The sequence below is a fragment of the Streptomyces sp. P9-A2 genome, from assembly GCF_036634175.1.
Classification (GTDB): Bacteria; Actinomycetota; Actinomycetes; order Streptomycetales; family Streptomycetaceae; genus Streptomyces; species Streptomyces pratens.
Map to the genome: position 1 here is coordinate 4,572,683 of NZ_JAZIFX010000001.1, position 21,529 is coordinate 4,594,211.

At 67.6% G+C, this 21,529-nt stretch carries 17 protein-coding genes and 3 rRNA genes; 16 read left to right on the top strand and 4 right to left on the bottom strand.

All coding sequences use genetic code 11. The features are described 5' to 3' along the window. Window positions 1-26: 26 nt before the first annotated feature. The 4 genes from V4Y04_RS20815 to proC all read left to right on the top strand — a co-directional run bounded on the left by V4Y04_RS20815 (window position 27) and on the right by proC (window position 3,542). Window positions 27-542, top strand: coding sequence for an EamA/RhaT family transporter (locus V4Y04_RS20815; RefSeq protein WP_332429700.1), 516 nt, complete (start codon window positions 27-29; stop codon window positions 540-542). A 415-nt stretch (window positions 543-957) separates the two neighbouring features. Further along, window positions 958-1,806 (top strand): ABC transporter ATP-binding protein, encoded by an 849-nt coding sequence (locus V4Y04_RS20820; RefSeq protein WP_332429701.1) that lies wholly within the window; start codon window positions 958-960, stop codon window positions 1,804-1,806. Continuing rightward, a complete protein-coding gene (locus V4Y04_RS20825; protein ID WP_332429702.1) occupies window positions 1,803-2,588 on the top strand; it encodes an ABC transporter permease in 786 nt (261 codons plus the stop codon). The genes V4Y04_RS20820 and V4Y04_RS20825 overlap by 4 nt, the downstream gene beginning before the upstream one ends. A 141-nt stretch (window positions 2,589-2,729) precedes the next feature. Beyond that, complete coding sequence (gene proC / locus V4Y04_RS20830; protein ID WP_332429704.1) at window positions 2,730-3,542, top strand: pyrroline-5-carboxylate reductase; 813 nt, start codon at window positions 2,730-2,732, stop codon at window positions 3,540-3,542. Window positions 3,543-3,667: 125 nt separating this feature from the next. Here proC and V4Y04_RS20835 read toward each other — a convergent pair whose 3' ends face one another. Further along, window positions 3,668-4,255, bottom strand: a complete 588-nt coding sequence (locus tag V4Y04_RS20835; protein WP_332429705.1) for a cysteine hydrolase family protein — start codon at window positions 4,253-4,255, stop codon at window positions 3,668-3,670. A 110-nt stretch (window positions 4,256-4,365) separates the two neighbouring features. Continuing rightward, the gene (gene trpS, locus V4Y04_RS20840; RefSeq protein ID WP_332429707.1) at window positions 4,366-5,388 is read right to left on the bottom strand and encodes a tryptophan--tRNA ligase; all 1,023 of its coding nucleotides are present in this window, start codon (window positions 5,386-5,388) and stop codon (window positions 4,366-4,368) included. Between the two features lie 881 nt (window positions 5,389-6,269). Between trpS and V4Y04_RS20845 the strand changes: the two genes are divergently transcribed. The 12 genes from V4Y04_RS20845 (at window position 6,270) to V4Y04_RS20900 (ending at window position 19,038) form a co-directional block, all read left to right on the top strand. After that, window positions 6,270-7,798 (top strand): 16S ribosomal RNA (locus V4Y04_RS20845). 309 nt (window positions 7,799-8,107) lie between these two features. Beyond that, a 23S ribosomal RNA gene (locus tag V4Y04_RS20850) occupies window positions 8,108-11,227 on the top strand. A gap of 87 nt (window positions 11,228-11,314) precedes the next feature. Then, window positions 11,315-11,431: ribosomal RNA gene (gene rrf, locus V4Y04_RS20855) — 5S ribosomal RNA — on the top strand. Together the 16S, 23S and 5S rRNA genes form the textbook arrangement of a ribosomal RNA operon. Window positions 11,432-11,494: 63 nt before the next feature. Further along, the gene (locus V4Y04_RS20860) at window positions 11,495-12,142 is read left to right on the top strand and encodes an HAD family hydrolase (protein WP_332429709.1); all 648 of its coding nucleotides are present in this window, start codon (window positions 11,495-11,497) and stop codon (window positions 12,140-12,142) included. 86 nt (window positions 12,143-12,228) lie between these two features. Next, complete coding sequence (locus V4Y04_RS20865) at window positions 12,229-12,453, top strand: hypothetical protein (protein ID WP_332429710.1); 225 nt, start codon at window positions 12,229-12,231, stop codon at window positions 12,451-12,453. Between the two features lie 66 nt (window positions 12,454-12,519). Further along, window positions 12,520-13,791 carry an MFS transporter gene (locus V4Y04_RS20870; RefSeq protein ID WP_332429712.1) on the top strand — a complete coding sequence of 424 codons (1,272 nt, stop codon included), beginning with the start codon at window positions 12,520-12,522 and terminating at the stop codon, window positions 13,789-13,791. Then, on the top strand, window positions 13,742-14,914 hold the full coding sequence (locus V4Y04_RS20875) for an acetoin utilization protein AcuC (RefSeq protein WP_332429714.1): 1,173 nt from the start codon (window positions 13,742-13,744) through the stop codon (window positions 14,912-14,914). The genes V4Y04_RS20870 and V4Y04_RS20875 overlap by 50 nt, the downstream gene beginning before the upstream one ends. Before the next feature lie 395 nt (window positions 14,915-15,309). Next, window positions 15,310-16,095, top strand: coding sequence for a phosphatase (locus V4Y04_RS20880; protein WP_332432937.1), 786 nt, complete (start codon window positions 15,310-15,312; stop codon window positions 16,093-16,095). A gap of 129 nt (window positions 16,096-16,224) precedes the next feature. Then, window positions 16,225-16,437: a helix-turn-helix domain-containing protein gene (locus V4Y04_RS20885; protein WP_062193679.1), complete on the top strand. Its 213-nt coding sequence runs from the start codon at window positions 16,225-16,227 to the stop codon at window positions 16,435-16,437. Window positions 16,438-16,592: 155 nt separating this feature from the next. Continuing rightward, window positions 16,593-16,691, top strand: a complete 99-nt coding sequence (locus tag V4Y04_RS20890) for a 30S ribosomal protein bS22 (protein WP_003948845.1) — start codon at window positions 16,593-16,595, stop codon at window positions 16,689-16,691. 104 nt (window positions 16,692-16,795) lie between these two features. Next, a complete protein-coding gene (locus V4Y04_RS20895) occupies window positions 16,796-17,866 on the top strand; it encodes an NAD-dependent epimerase/dehydratase family protein (protein ID WP_332429717.1) in 1,071 nt (356 codons plus the stop codon). 14 nt (window positions 17,867-17,880) lie between these two features. Next, window positions 17,881-19,038 carry a lysophospholipid acyltransferase family protein gene (locus V4Y04_RS20900; RefSeq protein ID WP_332429718.1) on the top strand — a complete coding sequence of 386 codons (1,158 nt, stop codon included), beginning with the start codon at window positions 17,881-17,883 and terminating at the stop codon, window positions 19,036-19,038. Between the two features lie 126 nt (window positions 19,039-19,164). On the opposite strand, the gene V4Y04_RS20905 is transcribed toward V4Y04_RS20900, so the two are convergent. Together V4Y04_RS20905 and V4Y04_RS20910 are read right to left on the bottom strand one after the other, a co-directional pair. Beyond that, the gene (locus V4Y04_RS20905) at window positions 19,165-20,421 is read right to left on the bottom strand and encodes a DUF5667 domain-containing protein (protein WP_332429719.1); all 1,257 of its coding nucleotides are present in this window, start codon (window positions 20,419-20,421) and stop codon (window positions 19,165-19,167) included. Between the two features lie 266 nt (window positions 20,422-20,687). After that, window positions 20,688-21,518, bottom strand: coding sequence for an ECF subfamily RNA polymerase sigma factor, BldN family (locus V4Y04_RS20910; protein ID WP_332429721.1), 831 nt, complete (start codon window positions 21,516-21,518; stop codon window positions 20,688-20,690). Between the last annotated feature and the right edge of the window lie 11 nt (window positions 21,519-21,529).

A 21,529-nucleotide genomic window follows, 5' to 3' on the forward strand; every position in this document is an offset into this window, starting at 1 on the left:
CGGGGCGCCGGAGCCATAATCGAAGCGTGAGCGCAGAGAACGGCACCCCGGACGACCACCCCGCGGGCTCCCCGGGAACCCCCGTCGGCCCCCGCCCCGAACCCATCCGCTTCTTCGGTACGACCTGGGTCGACCACGGCAGCGGCTACGCGGCCCGCCGCATCGGCGTCGCCGTCGGCTCACTCGCCGCCGCGGCCGCCGCCTGCCTCGTTCTGCGCATCGCCTACCAGGGGTTCCAGATCGCCGAGGTCGGCGGTTTCGTCACGCTTCTGATGGTCGTGATGTTCGCGGTCTGCAGTGCCCTCGCGTTCGGGCACACCTGGGAGGCGTTCAAGCGCCGCCCCGACCCCGACCGCCGGCGGTCCCTCCGCGGCCTGCTCACCGTCGGCTTCGTCGGTTCCCTCCTCGCCTACTTCTTCCGCTCCCTCGCCGAGGCTCCCGGTGAGAAGCTCCACCGCGAGGAGTACGAAACGGCCCGCGCCCAGTACGCGAAGCGGATGTCCCGCCGCTCCGGCAACCCCAAGAAGCGCCGCCGCTCCTGACCACCGCAGGGAAACCGTCGGCCCGCGCCGAACGGTCCTCTCCCTCTGTCGCCGGGTGCTTCCCCGCATCCGGCGTGCCGCTCCGCCGTCCGCCTCAGGCTGCCCGCCCGCGTGCCCGCGCTTCCCGTGCCGACAGCTGTGTGCGCACCCGCGCCTTTTGTGCCGACGCCCTTCGTGGGCCGCTTCCCGCCGCGCACCGCGCTGTGTCTCCCGCCTCGCCCTTCGGCCGCCCGCCACGCGCCGTGCCGCGCCGTGCCTTCCATCGGCCTTGCCCGCTCGCCCTCACATGGCCGTCCCCTACCCCGGCCCGGCCACATGGTCGTCCCCTGCCCAGTCGTACGGCCGTCCCCTGCCCCAGCGCGAACCGTTTCGCCACCGCTTGACGCGTCCTGCCTCCGAGAGGATTATTCATCACATGATGAATTACGCCTCCGGCACTCCGCACCCGGACACCGGCGAGGGAGAAACCCCCGCCGTCCGCGCCCAGGGCCTCACCGTCGTCCGAGGCCCCCGCACCGTCCTGCGCGGCCTCGACTTCACCGTCCCGCGAGGACAGGTCACCGGCCTCCTCGGCCCCTCCGGCTGCGGCAAGTCGACCCTGATGCGGGCCATCGTGGGCACCCAGGCCAAGGTCACCGGCACGCTGGACGTGCTCGGCCTCCCCGCGGGCCACCCCACCCTGCGCACCCGCATCGGCTACGTCACCCAGGCCCCCTCGGTCTACGACGACCTGACGGTCCGGCAGAACCTCGACTACTTCGCCTCGGTCCTCGACCCCGGCCTCCCCCACGCTCGAACTCGCTCGCGCGGGGGGACCCCCACGGCCGCCGACCGCCGCCGCGACAACGTCATCCGGGCCATCGCCGACGTCGACCTCACCACCCACGCCGACGCCCTCGCCGGAAACCTCTCCGGCGGCCAGCGCAACCGCGTCTCCCTCGCCGTCGCCCTCCTAGGCACCCCCGAGCTGCTGGTCCTCGACGAGCCCACGGTCGGCCTCGACCCCGTCCTGCGCCGCGACCTCTGGCAGCTCTTCCACACCCTCGCCGCCGAACGGGGCGCCGGCCTGCTGATCTCCTCCCACGTCATGGACGAGGCCGAGCGCTGCCACCGCCTCCTGCTCATGCGCGAGGGCGAGATCCTCGCCGACGACACACCCGACGCCCTGCGCACCGGCACCGGATCCGACACCGTCGAGGCGGCCTTCCTACACCTGGTGGACGCGGCCGTCGAAACAAGCCGCACGAAGGAGACCTCACGATGAGCACCCCCCGTACGACGCCACGGCCCTCCGTCCCGACGGGCGCCCTGAACGCCTCGCGCACCCTCGCCACCGCGGCCCGGGTCCTGCGTCAACTCCGCCACGACCCGCGCACGATCGCGCTGATGCTGCTGGTCCCCTGCCTGATGCTGCTCCTGCTCCGCTACGTCTTCGACGGCAGCCCGCGCACCTTCGACACCATCGGCGCCTCGCTCCTCGGGATCTTCCCGCTGATCACGATGTTCCTGGTCACCTCGATCGCCACCCTGCGCGAGCGGACGTCCGGCACTCTGGAACGCCTCCTCGCCATGCCGCTCGGCAAGGGCGACCTGATCGCCGGCTACGCCCTCGCCTTCGGCGCGATCGCGATCGTCCAGTCCGCTCTGGCCACCGCACTGGCGGTCTGGTTCCTGGGGCTCGACGTCGTCGGCAGTCCGTGGCTGTTGCTCCTGGTGGCCCTGCTCGACGCACTCCTCGGCACAGCCCTCGGCCTCTTCGTCTCGGCCTTCGCGGCCTCGGAATTCCAGGCGGTCCAGTTCATGCCGGCAGTGATCTTCCCCCAACTCCTCCTGTGCGGACTCTTCACCGCGCGCGAGAACATGCACCCCGTCCTGGAGGGCATCTCCGACGTCCTCCCCATGTCCTACGCCGTCGACGGCATGAACGAGGTTCTCGGGCACACGGGCATGACCGCCCCCTTCATACGCGACATCCTGATCGTCGCCGGCTGCGCCCTGCTGGTGCTCGTCCTCGGCGCGGCGACCCTGCGCCGCAGGACGGCCTGACACCCCCCCCGGAGCCCTCCGGCGCCGGCGTTCGCCACCGTCCACCCCTCGTCCGCCCACCGGACACCACCCCGCCCCCACGCCCCCCGGGTGCGAGGATGAACCAGGACGACGCGCCCACTCCGGAGGACATCCCCAGTCATGGCTCAGAAAGTCGCAGTCCTCGGCACCGGCAAGATCGGTGAAGCCCTGCTCAGCGGAATGATCCGCGGCGGCTGGGCCCCCGCCGACCTCCTGGTCACCACCCGCCGCCAGGAACGGGCCGACGAACTCCGCGCCCGCCACGGGGTCACCCCGGTCTCGAACCTCGAAGCCGCCAAGACCGCCGACACCCTGATCCTCACGGTCAAACCACAGGACATGGGCACCCTCCTCGACGAGCTGGCCCCGCACCTCCCCGCCGACCGCCTGGTCATCAGCGGCGCCGCGGGTATCCCCACCTCCTTCTACGAGGACCGCCTCGCCGCAGGCACCCCGGTCGTCCGCGTCATGACGAACACCCCCGCCCTGGTCGACGAGGCCATGTCGGTCATCTCCGCCGGCAGCCACGCCACCCCGGAACACCTCGCCCACACCGAGGAGATCTTCGGCGCCGTCGGCAAGACGCTCCGCGTCCCGGAGTCGCAGCAGGACGCCTGTACCGCCCTGTCCGGCTCCGGCCCGGCGTACTTCTTCTACCTGGTCGAAGCCATGACGGACGCCGGCATCCTGCTCGGCCTGCCCCGCGACAAGGCCCACGACCTGATCGTCCAGTCCGCGATCGGCGCCGCGATCATGCTCCGCGACAGCGGCGAGCACCCCGTACGGCTCCGCGAGAACGTCACCTCCCCCGCCGGCACCACCATCAACGCCATCCGCGAACTCGAGAACCACGGCGTACGAGCCGCCCTCATCGCAGCCCTCGAAGCGGCCCGCGACCGCAGCCGCGAACTGGCCTCCGGCACCAAGGACTGAGGGCAGGCCCCCGCCCGGAGCGCTCCTGACGGGGCGCTCCTGACGGAGCGCTCCTGACGGGGCGCTCCTGACGGGGCGCTCCTGACGGGGCGCTCCTGACGGGGCGCCCCGTCGGTTCCCGCCCCTCACCTCGCTCCGGCGAGCACGTCCGCCGACATCACCACGCGCGCGAACCCGCCCCCGTGCAACGTCACCGCCGACGCCTGTGCCGCCTCGTCCGCACTGCGCCGCCAGCCGAACGGCCCCTCCACGTCGAAGGTGTACGTCGCGTCGAACACGACCACCACGTCGTACCCGAGGTTCCCGCCCACCCGGGCCGTCGTCTCCACACACATGTTGGTCTGGATCCCGGTCAGCACCACCTGGGAGATCCCCGCGTCCTTCAGCCAGGCGCCGAGATCCGGGGTGCCGTGGAACGCCGAGTTCACGCTCTTGGTCACCAGCAGCTCGGCGCCCTCGCCTCCCTCACCGCGCCGCCGCTCCACGTACTCCTTGAACCCGTTGCCCGGCTGCCCCGGACGCAGGGGCGACGCCGGCTCGACCGAGTCGTGCCGCACGAACACCACCGGCCGCCCCGACGCCTGCCACGCGTCGATCAGCCCGGCGATTTTCTCGTCCGCCCCGGGATGGTTCCGCCGTCCCCAGAAATCGAGGTCCTCGAAACCCTGCTGCACGTCGACGACCACCAGCGCCGCGTTCTCCGCAATGTCCATGCCCCCGATCGTGCCGCCCCCGCACCCCACCCCCCAGAGGTACGGAGGTCAACGACCGACGACTTACTGCCAAGCGAGCCGGACGCCCGGCACGGACACCGGTACCGGTACTACCTTCCGGCGCCGTCCCCGGCCCCGGATGCCGGGAGCAGACCGACAGCCCGATAGGCGGCATCCACGACCGGCCGTGCCATGGCGCGAGCCCTTTCGGCTCCGTCCCGCAACACGCCCTCCACATGACCGGGATCCGCGCACAACTCCTTGTGCCTTTCCCGCAATGGCTTCAGCGCTTCGACCACGGCCTCCGCGGTGTCCTTCTTCAAAGCCCCGTACGAGTCGTAGGCATCGCCCAGGGTCTTCGGGTCACCGCCCGAGCAAGCCGCGAGAATCTCCAGCAGATTCGCCACCCCGGGCTGCTCCTCCCTGTCGTACACGACGTCGCGTCCGCTGTCGGTCACCGCCCGCATGACTTTCTTCCGCACCACGTCCGGCTCGTCCAGCAGGTAGACGATTCCCGGCCCGACGTCGTCGCTCTTCCCCATCTTCGACAGGGGGTCCTGCAGATTCATCACCCGCGCGGCCACGTCCGGATGCGTGGCCCGGGGCACCACGAAGGTGTACCCGTACCGCTGGTTGAACCGCACGGCCAGATCCCGTGTGAGCTCCACGTGCGGCGCCTGGTCGTCCCCCACCGGCACCTCGTCCGTCCCGTACGCCAGGATGTCCGCCGCCATCAGCACGGGATACGTCAACAGCGACAGCCGCACGCTCCCGCCCCGCCGCTGCTCCCGCGCGGCTTTCTCCTTGTACTGGATCATCCGCCGCATCTCGCCGTCGGTCGCCACGCACTCCAGCACGTACGACAGGCGGGTGTGCTCGTCCACGTGACTCTGCACGAACACGGTGCACAGCTCCGGATCCACCCCGGTCGCCAGCAGCAGCGTCGCCGCCTGCCGGCTCAGTCTGCGCACCCGTGAGGGGTCGTGGTCCACGGTCAGCGCGTGCAGATCGACGACGCAGAACAACGCGTCCGCCCGGTGCTGGTCGACCAAGGCCCACCGCCGCATGGCGCCCAGGTAGTTCCCCAGCGTCAGATGCCCGGTCGGTTTGATCCCACTGAAGACCCGTGTCATCGCTTCCTGTCTCCGTCTCCTGGTTGTGACCGCCGCCCCGGCCGGCCGCCCCCGGAGTCCTGGGGCCGGAGCCCTGGAGGGAGAAACGAAAACGGCCACCGAAGCGGCGGCCGTTGAGCGCATACGTACGGACGGCCGCTGTCAGGCGGCCCGCCAGAGCTGGCTGTACGTACGCGTAGTCGTCATGCGGGCCAGGCTACGCTCTGAAGAGGGGCACCGGGTGGTGATGACGGCAGCGAGTTGACACACCCTGGCTCCATCCGTACTGTTCTCCGAGTTGTCCGACGTGAGTACCGACTCCGGTCGGCCCCGGACAGCCATTCCGTACGTACCGCACCAACTCGACGGCAGTCGTCTGTCTGTCGTCATGGCATTGGTGTGCGTATTCGCGAAATGAGGAATCCGTGTCCGAAAGGGCGCAGGCCCCCGATTAGCTCGGGAGCAGGGAATCCGCTACAGTCTCACTCGTCGGAACGGCCCAACAGCCGGAAAGACGAACCCCGCTGACTGGGGGTCAGGTCGAAAGAAAAAGATCTGATAGAGTCGGAGCCGCCGGAAAGGGAAACGCGAAAAGCGGAAACCCGGAAGGCGAAACCCCGAGGAAACCGGATCACAAAGATCTGATAGAGTCGGAAACGCAAGACCGAAGGGAAGCGCCCGGAGGAAAGCCCGAGAGGGTGAGTACAAAGGAAGCGTCCGTTCCTTGAGAACTCAACAGCGTGCCAAAAATCAACGCCAGATTATGTTGATACCCCGTTCCCGGCCCACGGCCGGGGCGAGGTTCCTTTGAAAAAAACACAGCGAGGACGCTGTGAACGGCCGGGCCTATTCCGCCCGACCGTTCCGCTCTCGTGCGTGTCCTTCCCGATCACGGGAAAGCATTCACGGAGAGTTTGATCCTGGCTCAGGACGAACGCTGGCGGCGTGCTTAACACATGCAAGTCGAACGATGAACCACTTCGGTGGGGATTAGTGGCGAACGGGTGAGTAACACGTGGGCAATCTGCCCCTCACTTCGGGACAAGCCCTGGAAACGGGGTCTAATACCGGATAATATCCGCGTCCGCATGGACGGGGTTGAAAGCTCCGGCGGTGAGGGATGAGCCCGCGGCCTATCAGCTTGTTGGTGAGGTAACGGCTCACCAAGGCGACGACGGGTAGCCGGCCTGAGAGGGCGACCGGCCACACTGGGACTGAGACACGGCCCAGACTCCTACGGGAGGCAGCAGTGGGGAATATTGCACAATGGGCGAAAGCCTGATGCAGCGACGCCGCGTGAGGGATGACGGCCTTCGGGTTGTAAACCTCTTTCAGCAGGGAAGAAGCGAAAGTGACGGTACCTGCAGAAGAAGCGCCGGCTAACTACGTGCCAGCAGCCGCGGTAATACGTAGGGCGCGAGCGTTGTCCGGAATTATTGGGCGTAAAGAGCTCGTAGGCGGCTTGTCGCGTCGGTTGTGAAAGCCCGGGGCTTAACCCCGGGTCTGCAGTCGATACGGGCAGGCTAGAGTTCGGTAGGGGAGATCGGAATTCCTGGTGTAGCGGTGAAATGCGCAGATATCAGGAGGAACACCGGTGGCGAAGGCGGATCTCTGGGCCGATACTGACGCTGAGGAGCGAAAGCGTGGGGAGCGAACAGGATTAGATACCCTGGTAGTCCACGCCGTAAACGGTGGGAACTAGGTGTTGGCGACATTCCACGTCGTCGGTGCCGCAGCTAACGCATTAAGTTCCCCGCCTGGGGAGTACGGCCGCAAGGCTAAAACTCAAAGGAATTGACGGGGGCCCGCACAAGCAGCGGAGCATGTGGCTTAATTCGACGCAACGCGAAGAACCTTACCAAGGCTTGACATACACCGGAAACGCCTGGAGACAGGCGCCCCCTTGTGGTCGGTGTACAGGTGGTGCATGGCTGTCGTCAGCTCGTGTCGTGAGATGTTGGGTTAAGTCCCGCAACGAGCGCAACCCTTGTTCTGTGTTGCCAGCATGCCCCTTCGGGGGTGATGGGGACTCACAGAAGACCGCCGGGGTCAACTCGGAGGAAGGTGGGGACGACGTCAAGTCATCATGCCCCTTATGTCTTGGGCTGCACACGTGCTACAATGGCCGGTACAATGAGCTGCGATACCGCAAGGTGGAGCGAATCTCAAAAAGCCGGTCTCAGTTCGGATTGGGGTCTGCAACTCGACCCCATGAAGTCGGAGTTGCTAGTAATCGCAGATCAGCATTGCTGCGGTGAATACGTTCCCGGGCCTTGTACACACCGCCCGTCACGTCACGAAAGTCGGTAACACCCGAAGCCGGTGGCCCAACCCCCTTGCGGGGAGGGAGCCGTCGAAGGTGGGACTGGCGATTGGGACGAAGTCGTAACAAGGTAGCCGTACCGGAAGGTGCGGCTGGATCACCTCCTTTCTAAGGAGCATCTAGCTGCCGCAAGGCGGCCAGAGCCACTACGCCGGCATCCGTCCGGCGGTGGTCAGCTCATGGGTGGAACGTTGATTATTTCGGCACTCCCGCTCGTCTTCTCCTTCCAGTACTGCCCCTTCGGGGCGTGGAACGGCGGAGGAGACGCCAGGGGGTGCCGGGCACGCTGTTGGGTGTCTGAGGGCACGGCCGCAAGGCCCGCTCCTCGATGCCGACCCCGGTACAGCACCGCGCAAGCGGTGTGTGACGGGTGGTCGGTCGTTGTTTGAGAACTGCACAGTGGACGCGAGCATCTGTGGCCAAGTTTTTAAGGGCGCACGGTGGATGCCTTGGCACCAGGAACCGATGAAGGACGTGGGAGGCCACGATAGTCCCCGGGGAGTCGTCAACCAGACTTTGATCCGGGGGTGTCCGAATGGGGAAACCCGGCAGTCGTCATGGGCTGTCACCCATACCTGAACACATAGGGTATGCGGAGGGAACGCGGGGAAGTGAAACATCTCAGTACCCGCAGGAAGAGAAAACAACCGTGATTCCGGGAGTAGTGGCGAGCGAAACCGGATGAGGCCAAACCGTAGGCGTGCAAGACCCGGCAGGGGTTGCGCCTACGGGGTTGTGGGATCTCTCTTTCATGGTCTGCCGGCCATGAGACGAGTCAGAAACCGTTGATGTAGGCGAAGGACATGCGAAAGGTCCGGCGCAGAGGGTAAGACCCCCGTAGCCGAAACGTCAACGGCTCGTTTGAGAGACACCCAAGTAGCACGGGGCCCGAGAAATCCCGTGTGAATCCGGCGGGACCACCCGCCAAGCCTAAATATTCCCTGGTGACCGATAGCGGATAGTACCGTGAGGGAATGGTGAAAAGTACCGCGGGAGCGGAGTGAAATAGTACCTGAAACCGTGTGCCTACAAGCCGTGGGAGCGTCGGAATGAGGCTTGCCTCATTCTCGTGACTGCGTGCCTTTTGAAGAATGAGCCTGCGAGTTTGCGGTGTGTTGCGAGGTTAACCCGGGTGGGGAAGCCGTAGCGAAAGCGAGTCCGAACAGGGCGTCTCAGTAGCATGCTCAAGACCCGAAGCGGAGTGATCTAGCCATGGGCAGGTTGAAGCGGAGGTAAGACTTCGTGGAGGACCGAACCCACCAGGGTTGAAAACCTGGGGGATGACCTGTGGTTAGGGGTGAAAGGCCAATCAAACTCCGTGATAGCTGGTTCTCCCCGAAATGCATTTAGGTGCAGCGTCGCGTGTTTCTTGCCGGAGGTAGAGCACTGGATAGGCGATGGGCCCTACCGGGTTACTGACCTTAGCCAAACTCCGAATGCCGGTAAGTGAGAGCGCGGCAGTGAGACTGTGGGGGATAAGCTCCATGGTCGAGAGGGAAACAGCCCAGAGCATCGACTAAGGCCCCCAAGCGTACGCTAAGTGGAAAAGGATGTGGAGTCGCACAGACAACCAGGAGGTTGGCTTAGAAGCAGCCACCCTTGAAAGAGTGCGTAATAGCTCACTGGTCTAGTGATTCCGCGCCGACAATGTAGCGGGGCTCAAGCGTACCGCCGAAGTCGTGTCATTGCAGCTATAGGGCCAACGCCCGCTGTGATGGGTAGGGGAGCGTCGTCTGCCGGGTGAAGCCGCGCCGGAAGGCAGTGGTGGACGGTTGACGAGTGAGAATGCAGGCATGAGTAGCGATACACACGTGAGAAACGTGTGCGCCGATTGACTAAGGGTTCCTGGGTCAAGCTGATCTGCCCAGGGTAAGTCGGGACCTAAGGCGAGGCCGACAGGCGTAGTCGATGGATAACCGGTTGATATTCCGGTACCCGCTGTGAAGCGTCAAACATTGAATCAGGCGATGCTAAGCCCGTGAAGCCGTTCCGGACCCTTCGGGGAAAGGAAAGTGGTGGAGCCGGCGGACCAGACTTGTAGTAGGTGAGTGATGGGGTGACGCAGGAAGGTAGTCCAGCCCGGGCGGTGGTAGTCCCGGGGTAAGGGTGTAGCCCGTCATCCAGGTAAATCCGGATGACATGGGGGTGAGACCCGATGCCGAGCCGATTGTGGCGAAGTGGATGATCCTATGCTGTCGAGAAAAGCCTCTAGCGAGTTTCATGGCGGCCCGTACCCTAAACCGACTCAGGTAGTCAGGTAGAGAATACCGAGGCGTTCGGGTGAACTATGGTTAAGGAACTCGGCAAAATGCCCCCGTAACTTCGGGAGAAGGGGGGCCATGTCCGGTGATCCGATTTACTCGGTGAGCTGGGTGTGGCCGCAGAGACCAGCGAGAAGCGACTGTTTACTAAAAACACAGGTCCGTGCGAAGCCGTAAGGCGATGTATACGGACTGACGCCTGCCCGGTGCTGGAACGTTAAGGGGACCGGTTAGTCACTCTTCGGGGTGGCGAGGCTGAGAACTTAAGCGCCAGTAAACGGCGGTGGTAACTATAACCATCCTAAGGTAGCGAAATTCCTTGTCGGGTAAGTTCCGACCTGCACGAATGGCGTAACGACTTCTCGACTGTCTCAACCATAGGCCCGGTGAAATTGCACTACGAGTAAAGATGCTCGTTTCGCGCAGCAGGACGGAAAGACCCCGGGACCTTTACTACAGTTTGATATTGGTGTTCGGTTCGGCTTGTGTAGGATAGCTGGGAGACTGTGAACCCATCACGCCAGTGGTGGGGGAGTCGTCGTTGAAATACCAGTCTGGTCGTGCTGGATGTCTAACCTGGGTCCGTGATCCGGATCAGGGACAGTGTCTGATGGGTAGTTTAACTGGGGCGGTTGCCTCCTAAAGAGTAACGGAGGCGCCCAAAGGTTCCCTCAGCCTGGTTGGTAATCAGGTGTTGAGTGTAAGTGCACAAGGGAGCTTGACTGTGAGACCGACGGGTCGAGCAGGGACGAAAGTCGGGACTAGTGATCCGGCGGTGGCTTGTGGAAGCGCCGTCGCTCAACGGATAAAAGGTACCCCGGGGATAACAGGCTGATCTTCCCCAAGAGTCCATATCGACGGGATGGTTTGGCACCTCGATGTCGGCTCGTCGCATCCTGGGGCTGGAGTCGGTCCCAAGGGTTGGGCTGTTCGCCCATTAAAGCGGTACGCGAGCTGGGTTTAGAACGTCGTGAGACAGTTCGGTCCCTATCCGCTGCGCGCGCAGGAGTCTTGAGAAGGGCTGTCCCTAGTACGAGAGGACCGGGACGGACGAACCTCTGGTGTGCCAGTTGTCCTGCCAAGGGCATGGCTGGTTGGCTACGTTCGGGAGGGATAACCGCTGAAAGCATCTAAGCGGGAAGCCTGCTTCGAGATGAGGACTCCCACCCACTTGATGGGGTAAGGCTCCCAGTAGACGACTGGGTTGATAGGCCGGATATGGAAGCACGGTAACGTGTGGAGTTGACCGGTACTAATAGGCCGAGGGCTTGTCCTCAGTTGCTCGCGTCCACTGTGTTGGTTCTGAAACCACGAACGACCCCACGTACTTGGCGTGGTGCGGTTGTTGTCTGTTTCATAGTGTTTCGGTGGTCATAGCGTAGGGGAAACGCCCGGTTACATTCCGAACCCGGAAGCTAAGCCTTATTGCGCCGATGGTACTGCAGGGGGGACCCTGTGGGAGAGTAGGACGCCGCCGAACAATTCTTGAATGGGAAAGCCCCGTGCCACCGGCACGGGGCTTTCCTGCGTTTAGGGTCGGGGCATGCGCTATGACCTGGTCATTTTTGACAACGACGGTGTTCTCGTCGACAGCGAGCCCCTTTCCAACCGGCTACTGGCCGACTACCTCACCGAGCTCGGGCATCCGACGTCGTTCGAGGATTCCATCCGTGACTACATGGGGTCCGCCATGCATCGGGTGCACGACCTGGTGGAGGAGCGGACCGGGCAGCGGTTGCCGGACGACTTCGACGATGTGTTCCATGCCCGCGTCTTCGCCGCGTTCGAGCGGGAGTTGAAGCCGGTGGCCGGTGTTGTCGATGTGCTGGAGACGCTGGCGGCCGAGGGGGTGCCGTACTGCGTGGCCTCGTCCGGGAGCCATGAGCGGATCCGGGTGGGGCACCGTACGACCGGGCTCGACCGGTGGTTCGACGACGAGCGGATCTTCAGCTCCCAGGATGTGGGGCGGGGCAAGCCGGCACCGGACCTGTTCCTGTACGCGGCGCAGCGGATGGGCGTCGTGCCGGCGCGGTGTGTCGTGGTCGAGGACAGCCCACTGGGCGTACAGGCGGCGGTCGCGGCCGGGATGGACGTGTACGGGTTCACCTCGATGACACCCGCGGAGAAGCTGGCGGGGGCCACCCGGCTCTTCGCGGATCTGCGGAAGCTGCCGGACCTGTGGGCGGGGTGATCCGCGTCCGCGGCTGACAATCGTCATGCGGAGCAGCGGACGTTCGTTTCTACTGCCCGGCCGGGACCGGCCACGAAGCTGGGTGCATGACGACGAAGGCGTACTCCCGGCCGGTGGACACCATGGTCCGGCTCGGCACCGTCCTCATGATCGTCACGATGGGCGGGGGGTTCCTGGTCGGTGGGGCGCTGGGGGCAGGTCCCATGCCGGCCATGGTCGCCGCCGAGGTGAAGACAGCCGGAGCCCGGGTGCCCGCTCCCACCGCAGCCGTTCCCGCTCCCACCGTCGCCGCCTCTCCCGAACTCCGTTGAAACTGAGCACAATTCATCTTTGGCTGGATCTACCCACCAGTACGCCGGGGCTCTACGCTCGCCGCCATGACTGATGTGCTGCGGCGCGGCAGGGCCTCGCTGGCGTTCGCCTTCCTGGTGCAGGGAGTCGCCTTCGCTCTGCTCGTGACGCGGATCCCGGCCATCCAGGACCGGTACGGGGTCTCCGACGCGCTGTTGCCCGCCTTCCTCGCCGCGGTGCCGGTGCTCGCAGGGATCGGGAGCGTGGTGACGGAGCGGCTGGTGAAGGGGGTGCGGCCGAGCAGGGTGCTGCGGTGGTCGCAGCCGGTCGTGCTGCTGGCGCTGCTCGGGGTCGGGGCGGGGGAGCACATGGCCGGGCTGGCCGTGGCGCTGGCTGTGTTCGGGCTGGCCGTGGGGGCGTTGGACGCCTCGATGAACATGCTCGGGGTGAGTCTCCAACGGGCGTACGGGCGCAGCATCATGCTGAGTTTCCACGCCGCCTACAGCCTGGGGGGAATCGTCGGGGCGTCGCTCGCGTGGGTGGGGGCGCACTGGCAGCTGGCGCTGTGGGTGTCGTATCTGCCGGTCGCGCTGGTGCTGATGCCGGCGGCGTTGATCGGGAGCCGGTGGTACGTGGACCAGGAGCAGCAGCAGCAGGAGGGCCGGGGCGAGGGCCGGGGCGAGGGCCGGCATCAGGACCGTGTCTCCGGTGGGGCCTCCGAGAGGGGGGACGGGGCAGGGCCCGTCGCCTTCAAGTTGCTGCTGCCGTTGTGTCTGGTGATGACGGTGGCGTACATCGGGGACTCGACGGTCTCGAACTGGAGCGCGAAGTACCTCCAGGACGTGCTGGGGAGTTCGGAGCAGACGGCGACCGTTCCGTACAACGTCTACATGGTCACCACGCTGCTGGGGCGGACGATCGGGGACTTCGGGGTGCGGCGCTTCGGCGCCGTGGTGGTGGTGCGGGCCGGGGCGCTGGTGGCGGCGGCGGGGTTCGCCGTGGTCGCCGGGGCGCCGGGGGAGTGGGTGGGGATGCTGGGGTTCACGCTGCTGGGGCTGGGGCTCTGTGTGCTGGTACCGCAGACCTTCGCGGCGGCGGGGCGGTTGTTCCCGGGGGCGTCGGACGCGGCCGTCGCGCGGCTCAACGTCTTCAACTATGTGGGGTTCCTGATCGGTTCCCCGCTGGTCGGGGTGCTCGGGGACGTATGGAGCTATCGCGGGGCGATGCTTGTGCCGATGGTGTTGGTCCTGGTGACACTCGTGTATGCCAGGTCGTTCACTCCTGAACCGGACCGATACGGTGGCGGGCATGAGCGGCCGCGCACAGCTGATGTGGGACGAGGCAGTAACGGGCTATGACTTCGGCCGGGACCACCCGATGGACCCGGTCCGGCTCGCGCTGACCCGGAGTCTGGTGGGCGCCCTGGAGCTGGACCGCGAGGTCGCGGTGGTCGCCGCGAAGACGGCCGGTGAGTCGACGCTGCGGCTGGTGCACCGCGAGGACTACATCGACGCGGTCAGGGCGGCGTCGGCGGATCCGGCGGCCGCGGACCAGTCGTACGGGCTGGGGACGACGGACGATCCCGCCTTCGTGGGGATGCACGAGGCGGCGGCGCTGATCGCGGGGCAGTCGGTGGGCGCGGCGGAGGCCGTGTGGCGCGGCGAGGCCCTGCACGCCGTGAACTTCACGGGCGGGCTGCACCACGCGATGCCCGGGGCGGCCTCGGGGTTCTGCGTGTACAACGACGCGGCGCTGGCCATCGCCCGGCTGCTGGAGCTGGGCGCCGAACGCGTTGCGTACGTCGACGTCGACGTGCATCACGGGGACGGGGTGCAGGCGGCGTTCTGGGAGGACCCGAGGGTCCTCACGGTGTCGCTGCACGAGCATCCCCGGACCCTGTTCCCGCAGACCGGGTGGCCGGAGGAGACCGGCGCGGACAGTGCGCAGGGCAGCGCGGTCAACGTCGCCCTGCCGGCCGGGACCGGGGACGAGGGATGGCTTCGGGCGTTCCACGCCGTGGTGCCGGAGCTGCTCGCGGACTTCCGGCCGCAGGTGCTGGTGACGCAGCACGGGGCCGACACACACTTCGAGGATCCGCTGGCACATCTGGCGGTGTCACTGGACGCGCAGCGTGCGGTGCAGGTGGCATGCCACGAGCTGGCGCACGAGTACGCCGACGGCCGGTGGGTGGCGCTGGGCGGCGGCGGTTACGCGGTGGTGGAGGTCGTCCCGCGGTCCTGGACGCATCTGGTGGGGATCGCGGCCGGGAAGCCGGTGGATCCGGTGACGATGATCCCCGAGAGCTGGCGGCAGGAGGTGTACGCCCGGACCCGGCAGCTGGGGCCGATGCGGATGACCGACGGCCGATGGCCCGTGTCCTGGGCCTCCTGGGAGGCCGGCTACGACCCGGCGGACCGGCTGGACCAGGCGGTCCTGGCGACCCGGCGCGCGGTGTTCCCGCTACGAGGACTGCTGCCCTAGGTCGTACAGGGCGGGGACGCGGCCCCGCGTCGTCGCCCGATGGTGTCGCTTCGGCGTCGCCGGCCCTGTGTCTGCGCGTCCTGCGTCCGCTCCCGTGTGGTTACGCCGACCGTGCGGTGTTTCCCGGGTTCTTGGGGTGGCCCGGGACCGGATCGCGCACCATCGCTGCCGTGCCGACCACGACCGACCCTCCCACAGGCCCTCCCACAGGCCCTCCCGCCGACCCATCTGCCGTTCTGGCCCCTGGCCCGTCGGCCGGTCCTTCCGGCGGCCCTCCCGCCGACTCTCCCGGCGGCCCTTCCGCCGACCCGCCCGCCGGTCCAGCCCCCGGTCCGTCGGCCGGACCGGCCTCCGCCTCTCCCGCCGGTCCGGGTGTCGCCGGTCTTCGTGCGCATCTGCTGGCCGCCCGGCTGTCCGGGACCGTGGCCACCACGAGGGAGGAGAGCCTGCGGAGTTACCGGCTCTTCGCCGCCCGGGACCCGCGCGCACTGATCGGCCTCGACCCGGAAGGGGTATGGGGACAGCGGGAATTGATCGAACTGATGGCGGCCAGGTGTGGTGTTTCGGCCGATCCTCGTCATGTTTCCGGGCATGATGTGATCGACCCGGAGCGGACCCTGGACGCCCTGGACGCCTGTGCGGAGCGGATCGAGGCCGCGGCCCGGAGCGGTGTGCCCGTGCTGCTCGGCACCGGTCACCCGCACCGGCTGCTCGGTTTCTACGCAGCTCTGGCAGACGCCCTGTCGGCGGCCGGATGTGAGGTCCTCACCTCTGCGCAGGGTCGCTGTGTCGACATAACGACCCGGTTCGGCCTACGCACGCACCACCTCGACTACGTACGAGGAGTCGCGCTGGTCCGGGGCGCACATTCCGAACGCTCCGGTGGTGAGCCCGGCGTACATACGCACTCCCCGCTCCCGGTTCGGACCGCGCTCGCCGCGGCCGCCGAAGCCGGCGGGCCGCTTCCCGGGCTGGTGATCGGAGATCACGGCTGGGCCTGCGGGGCAGGTCAGCTGGGGTTCGAGGTCATCGCGCTGGCCGATGTGAACGACCCCGCCCCGTTCGTGGGGGAGGCCGAGGGGTGCCTCTCGGTGGTCGTTCCACTTGATGACGGTGTGCGGTCCGCTCACTACCTGCCGCTGGCCCGCTACGTACTCAATCGAGCGTGTCTGTCACAGTAGGCCGCCGATGGGTGCACCTCTTCCCCACTCGCATCACCCGCCCCTACATTGGGGAGTGAGCACGCAACGACGAAGAGTCACCGGAAGGGGAAGCCGGTGCCCGTCGAGTGCGGAAGGTTCAGGTGTGTCATGGCTGCAGCTGGCGAGAGGCCTCTGAACGAGGTTCGGTTCCTTACCGTGGCGGAAGTCGCCTCGGTGATGCGAGTGTCGAAGATGACCGTGTACCGCCTGGTACACAGTGGTCATCTGCCCGCGATCCGGGTGGGGCGGTCCTTCCGCGTCCCCGAGCAAGCGGTTCACGAGTACCTCCGCGAGAGCTATGTGGGGGTGGAAACGGCCTGACGACAGGCCGGGGAGATCCGAACAAAGGCACTCTCGGGCCTCCCCGGCCGTCTCGATTACGACCTCAGCGCTCGGGCGGGTAGGCTTGCCCTCCGTAGGTCGTGTGGGCCCATGGCGCCCAAACACCGAGTGATGAGAAGTGAGCGAGGGTAGTCGTGGGCTCTGTTATCAAGAAGCGGCGTAAGCGGATGGCCAAGAAGAAGCACCGCAAGCTGCTCAAGCGCACGCGCGTTCAGCGTCGCAACAAGAAGTAAGCGACGACGCGGAAGCGTGTTCAGTGGCCCCCCACCGATGCGGTGGGGGGCCACTGTCATCACATGGGTCGGACTCGTGGCGAAGGCAAGAGGAAGGCACTGTCGTGGGGAAAGTCGTGCTGGTGACCGGAGTGGCCCGCCCGCTGGGGGGCCGTTTCGTCCGGCGGATCCAGCGTGATCCGGACGTGGACCGGGTCGTCGCCGTGGACGCGGTCCGGCCCACGCACCACCTCGGCGGCGCCGACTTCGTCCAGACCGACATCCAGCAGCCCACCGTCGCGCGCGTGCTCGCCGAGGCCGGCGCCGACACCGTCGTCCATCTCGACGTCACGGGCACGCCGCTCGGCGGCGGCAGCAGCCGGACGGCGCTCAAGGAGACCAACGTCATCGGCACCATGCAACTGCTCGGTGCCTGCCAGAAGTCCCCTACCGTCAAGCGGCTGGTCGTGAAGTCCAGTACGAACGTCTACGGTTCCGCGCCCCGCGACCCGGCGGTCTTCACCGAGACGACCTCGCCCAAGTCCCTGCCCAGCAGTGGTTTCGCGAAGGACGCCGTCGAGGTCGAGGGCTATGTGCGAGGCTTCGCGCGCCGCCGCCCGGATGTCGCCGTGTGTGTGCTCAGGTTCGCCAACATCCTGGGGCCCGCCGCGGACAGCCCGCTCGCCGCGTACTTCTCGCTGCCGGTCCTGCCGACCGTGTTCGGCTACGACCCGCGGCTGCAGTTCGTGCACGAGGACGATGTGATCGACGTGCTGCGCCTCGCCTCGTACGAACCCCGGCGGGGCACGCTCAACAGCGGCACCTTCAACATCGCCGGGGACGGCGTCCTGCTGCTGTCCCAGTGTTCGAGGCGGCTCGGCCGGCCGACCGTGCCTCTGCTCCTCCCGGCGGTCACCTGGGCGGGCTCGCTGGTGCGTACGCTGGGGATGTCGGACTTCTCACCCGAGCAGATCCGGCTGCTCACGCATGGCCGGGTGGTGGCGACGGACCAGATGCGCGAGACGCTGGGCTTCACGGCGAAGTACACGACAGCAGAAACGTTCGCGGACTTCGTGCGCGGCCGCGGCCCCGGGCTGCTTCCGCCGGAGGCCCTCGCGGGGGCCGTCGACCGGGTCGCCGCACTGCCCCTGCCGGGCACGGGCAGCGGGCACCCCCCGAAGCAGAGCGCCAACTGAGGAGCGCAGCAACGATGGCGGACGCCAAGGTCATTCCGTTCGACGACGACCGCTCCCGTGGGGGAGCGGGGGGAGCAGGGGGCGCCGCGCAGCGCCCGGCGCGCCGCCGGGGGGCGGGAAGCCGGCGACACGGTGCGGGGAGTGCCGGGATGGGCGATGTCCAGCCCCTGCCGGGGCGGGCGTCCGTCGGGGACGAGGCTCCGGCGCCCCGTGAACCCCGTGAATCCCGTGAGCCTCGTAAGCTCCGCGCCGAGCATGAGGGCGGGGCCGCCGCATCCGGCGCTGCCCCCGGCGCTGTCCCCGGCGCGGAATCCGGTTCCGGGGACGAGGCCGGCAGCCTGGAACAGCGGGTCGCGAGCGGGCTGGCCTTCCTGCGCCGCCGGCTCACCGGGGACTACGCGGTGGACGACTTCGGCTATGACGAGGAACTCACCGACCAGGTCCTGATGTCCCTGCTGCGCCCGATGTACGAGAAGTACTTCCGGGTCGAGGTGAAGGGCATCGAGAACATCCCCTCCGAGGGCGGCGCCCTGATCGTCGCCAACCACTCCGGGACGCTGCCGCTGGACGGTCTGATGATGCAGGTCGCCGTCCACGACAACCATCCCGCCGACCGGCATCTGCGACTGCTCGCGGCGGACCTGGTGTTCATGCTGCCGGTGGTCAACGAACTCGCCCGCAAGCTCGGTCACACCCTGGCCTGCGCCGAGGACGCGGCACGGCTGCTGGAGCAGGGGGAACTGGTGGGGGTGATGCCGGAGGGCTTCAAGGGCCTCGGCAAGCCCTTCGCCGACCGCTACAAACTGCAGCGCTTCGGCCGGGGCGGCTTCGTGTCCACGGCGCTGCGCGCACGGACACCGATCATCCCGTGCTCGATCGTCGGAGCCGAGGAGATCTACCCGATGATCGGCAATGGCAGGACCGTCGCACGCCTGCTCGGGTTCCCGTATTTCCCGCTGACGCCGACCTTCCCGTGGCTCGGCCCGCTCGGCGCGATCCCGCTGCCGACGAAGTGGACCATCCAGTTCGGCGAGCCCATCCACACGGAGAGCTACCCGCCGGAGGCGGCCGAGGACCCGATGCTGATGTTCAACCTGACCGACCAGGTCCGGGAACAGATCCAGCACACCCTCTACAAGCTGTTGGTGCAGCGACGGTCGGTGTTCTTCTAGGAAGCTCCGTACGTGCAGGAAGCCCCGTACGGGGTGTGGCGGGACCCCCGGTGACCGGGGCCCCGCCACACCACGTACTCCAGCTCTTCCAGCTCTTCCGGCTCTACAGTTCCCTGTCCAGCGTCCTCACTCCGCGTCCTCGCTGTCGATGCCCAGTCCCGGGAGCAGGCCGGGCAGGAGGGGCGGGAGGGTGACGTCGGGCCGGGCCGAGGCGGTCGCGCCGCCGGCCGGCGGGGAGGTACTGGTGTCGCCGCTCTCCTCCGGCGGGTCGAGCAGCCCGCCGGTGTTGCCGCCGAGCAGGCCCTCGTTCCGGTCGCCGGAGCCGGCGGATCTGCTGGGGGCGCTGCTGCCGCCGGTGCCGTCCTTGTCCGCGGCGCCGTTGGTGCCGGTGCCGGTGCCGGGCATCTGGGAGCGGTCGGTACCGGGCGGGTCGCTCGGGGTGGGCCCGGAGTCGCCGCGCCGTCCCCTGCCGTCGTCGCCGCCCTGCCGGGACGGGGGTTCGGGGAGCAGGGACTGCAGCGGGGCGACGTCCTCGTCTATGGCGTCGAACACCGACGAGACCTGCTCGCTGACGTCACCGAGCTGCGGGGGCAGCCGGTCGCGGAGGGAGCCCCAGGTCTGCCGGTGCGCGTCCGAGAAGGAGGAGAGGGCCTGCATGGGGCGCAGGGAGTCCGGGTCCTTCCGGTACGCCTCGCGTAGCAGCCGGTGGCCCTCGGACGCGTCGTGCCGCATGCCGGACAGGGCACGGCGGATCTCGCCGAGGGACTCGTGGTCGAGGTGGCCGCCGCGGTCGCGCTCCATCAGCCTGCGGGCCTCGCCGAGGCGGGTGGAGGCGTGGTCGAGGAGGACGCGGCCCCGCTCGTCGTCGCCGTCGGCGAGGCCGAGCTTGACGTCCTCCATACCGCGCTTGAGGCCGTAGAGCGAGTCGCCGGGGAGGGCGTCGGAGCTGGCGGCGGCGACTCCGCCGAAGGCGCCCGCGGCCACGGTGATGCCGAGTCCGCCCGCGGTGAGGCCCTTGGCCAGGCGCGAGCGCGGTTTCAGCTTCCCCAGCGGGGTTGCCCGGTGTGCGCCCCGGGCGCGGCGTGAACGCTGATCGGGTACGGACGCATCCGCTCCCTCGCCCGCGGCGGTGCCTTCTTGGAGCATGGCCTCGAACGCGGCCATCAGTTCGGCCCGATGGACGACCTTGACCTCGGGATCCAGCTCCGGCTTGGGCAGCTCGCCGAGACCGACGGCCAGCGCGAGCAGCCGCGCCTGTTCGGTCTCCACAGCGGCCGGGGCCGATTCTTCGGACTGCCCGGCCGCCGTGCCCCGGTCGGACTGCTCCTCCAGGGCCTGGGCGAAGGCGTTCGCCCGCCGGTGCGCCGATACGTTCGCGATCACTGGCGGCACCTCCTCTCATCATGACGGTCGACTCCCCAGGGGATCCTGAGGGTTCCCTCCCCTGACCATGTCCACACGATCGGGTGATCGAAGTTGGTCGGGGATTGACCACAGGGAGCCTGCATCCCGCACAACGAGCGGCACGGCGCCGGGGTTACGCGCGTCGGTGGGCCGGTTCGGGAAGTCAAGGGAGTGTCACTCGAAGCGGGTGGGCCGTCATGGGTGGTGATGCGTCGGCAGCGGGTCCGTCCCGTTCGCCGGGCCGCTCAACGCGTGTCTTCGGGGAGGAGTCGGGCGAGGGTGCGGACGGCCCGGTACTGGAGGGTCTTGATCGCCCCCTCGTTCTTGCCCATCACGCGGGCGGTCTCCGCGACGGAGAGACCCTGGAGGAATCGGAGCGTGACGCATTCGCGCTGTTGGGGGTTGAGACGTTGTACGGCATCGAGGAGGGCGGCATTGGACAGGTATTCGAGGACGGAGTCCTCGGGGGACCGTGCGACCTCGTTGGCGTCGAGCATCTCCCCGGTGGTGACCTCGAGGCGGAAACGGCTGGACTTGAAGTGGTCGGCCACGAGGTTGCGGGCGATGGTGACGAGCCAGGCGCCGAAGTCGCGCCCCTGCCAGGTGAAGGTGCCGATGCGGCGCAGTGCCCGCAGGAAGGTCTCGCTGGTGAGGTCCTCGGCGTTCGCCTTGCTGCCCACCCGGTAGTAGATGTAGCGGTACACGGTGTCGCTGTACTGGTCGTAGAGCCGCCCGAAGGCGTCGGCCTCGCCCGCCTGGGCGCGCTCCACGAGCTCCATCATCCTGGCGCTGTCACTGTCCGCGGCGGGACGGCGGGTGGTGGCGGCGCCGGACGGGCGTCCGCGCCTGCCTACCGCGGCGCTGTCCTCGGCGAGGGCGTAACAAGGACCGACGGGCGCGTCGGCGACGGTGGGGCAAGGGCCGGCGGGAGCGGGGGCGGGGGCGTAGACGGGGACGGCGTATGCGGGGACGGCGTATGCGGCGGGGGCGAAGCCGCGCAGCAACTCCCGGGCTGCCGTGACTGCTGTGCGCAGTGCGGTCAGGCCCGGGTCGTCAACCCCGACGTGTGGGTACACGGGACTCCCAG

Excerpts from the sequence above, each read along its gene's own strand:
- V4Y04_RS20820 (WP_332429701.1), top strand. The coding sequence starts at position 958 with ATGATGAATTACGCCTCCGGCACTCCGCACCCGGACACCGGCGAGGGA.
- V4Y04_RS20825 (WP_332429702.1), top strand. The coding sequence starts at position 1,803 with ATGAGCACCCCCCGTACGACGCCACGGCCCTCCGTCCCGACGGGCGCC.
- proC (WP_332429704.1), top strand. The coding sequence starts at position 2,730 with ATGGCTCAGAAAGTCGCAGTCCTCGGCACCGGCAAGATCGGTGAAGCC.
- V4Y04_RS20835 (WP_332429705.1), bottom strand. The coding sequence starts at position 4,255 with ATGGACATTGCGGAGAACGCGGCGCTGGTGGTCGTCGACGTGCAGCAG.
- trpS (WP_332429707.1), bottom strand. The coding sequence starts at position 5,388 with ATGACACGGGTCTTCAGTGGGATCAAACCGACCGGGCATCTGACGCTG.
- V4Y04_RS20860 (WP_332429709.1), top strand. The coding sequence starts at position 11,495 with ATGCGCTATGACCTGGTCATTTTTGACAACGACGGTGTTCTCGTCGAC.
- V4Y04_RS20865 (WP_332429710.1), top strand. The coding sequence starts at position 12,229 with ATGACGACGAAGGCGTACTCCCGGCCGGTGGACACCATGGTCCGGCTC.
- V4Y04_RS20870 (WP_332429712.1), top strand. The coding sequence starts at position 12,520 with ATGACTGATGTGCTGCGGCGCGGCAGGGCCTCGCTGGCGTTCGCCTTC.
- V4Y04_RS20875 (WP_332429714.1), top strand. The coding sequence starts at position 13,742 with ATGAGCGGCCGCGCACAGCTGATGTGGGACGAGGCAGTAACGGGCTAT.
- V4Y04_RS20885 (WP_062193679.1), top strand. The coding sequence starts at position 16,225 with ATGGCTGCAGCTGGCGAGAGGCCTCTGAACGAGGTTCGGTTCCTTACC.
- V4Y04_RS20900 (WP_332429718.1), top strand. The coding sequence starts at position 17,881 with ATGGCGGACGCCAAGGTCATTCCGTTCGACGACGACCGCTCCCGTGGG.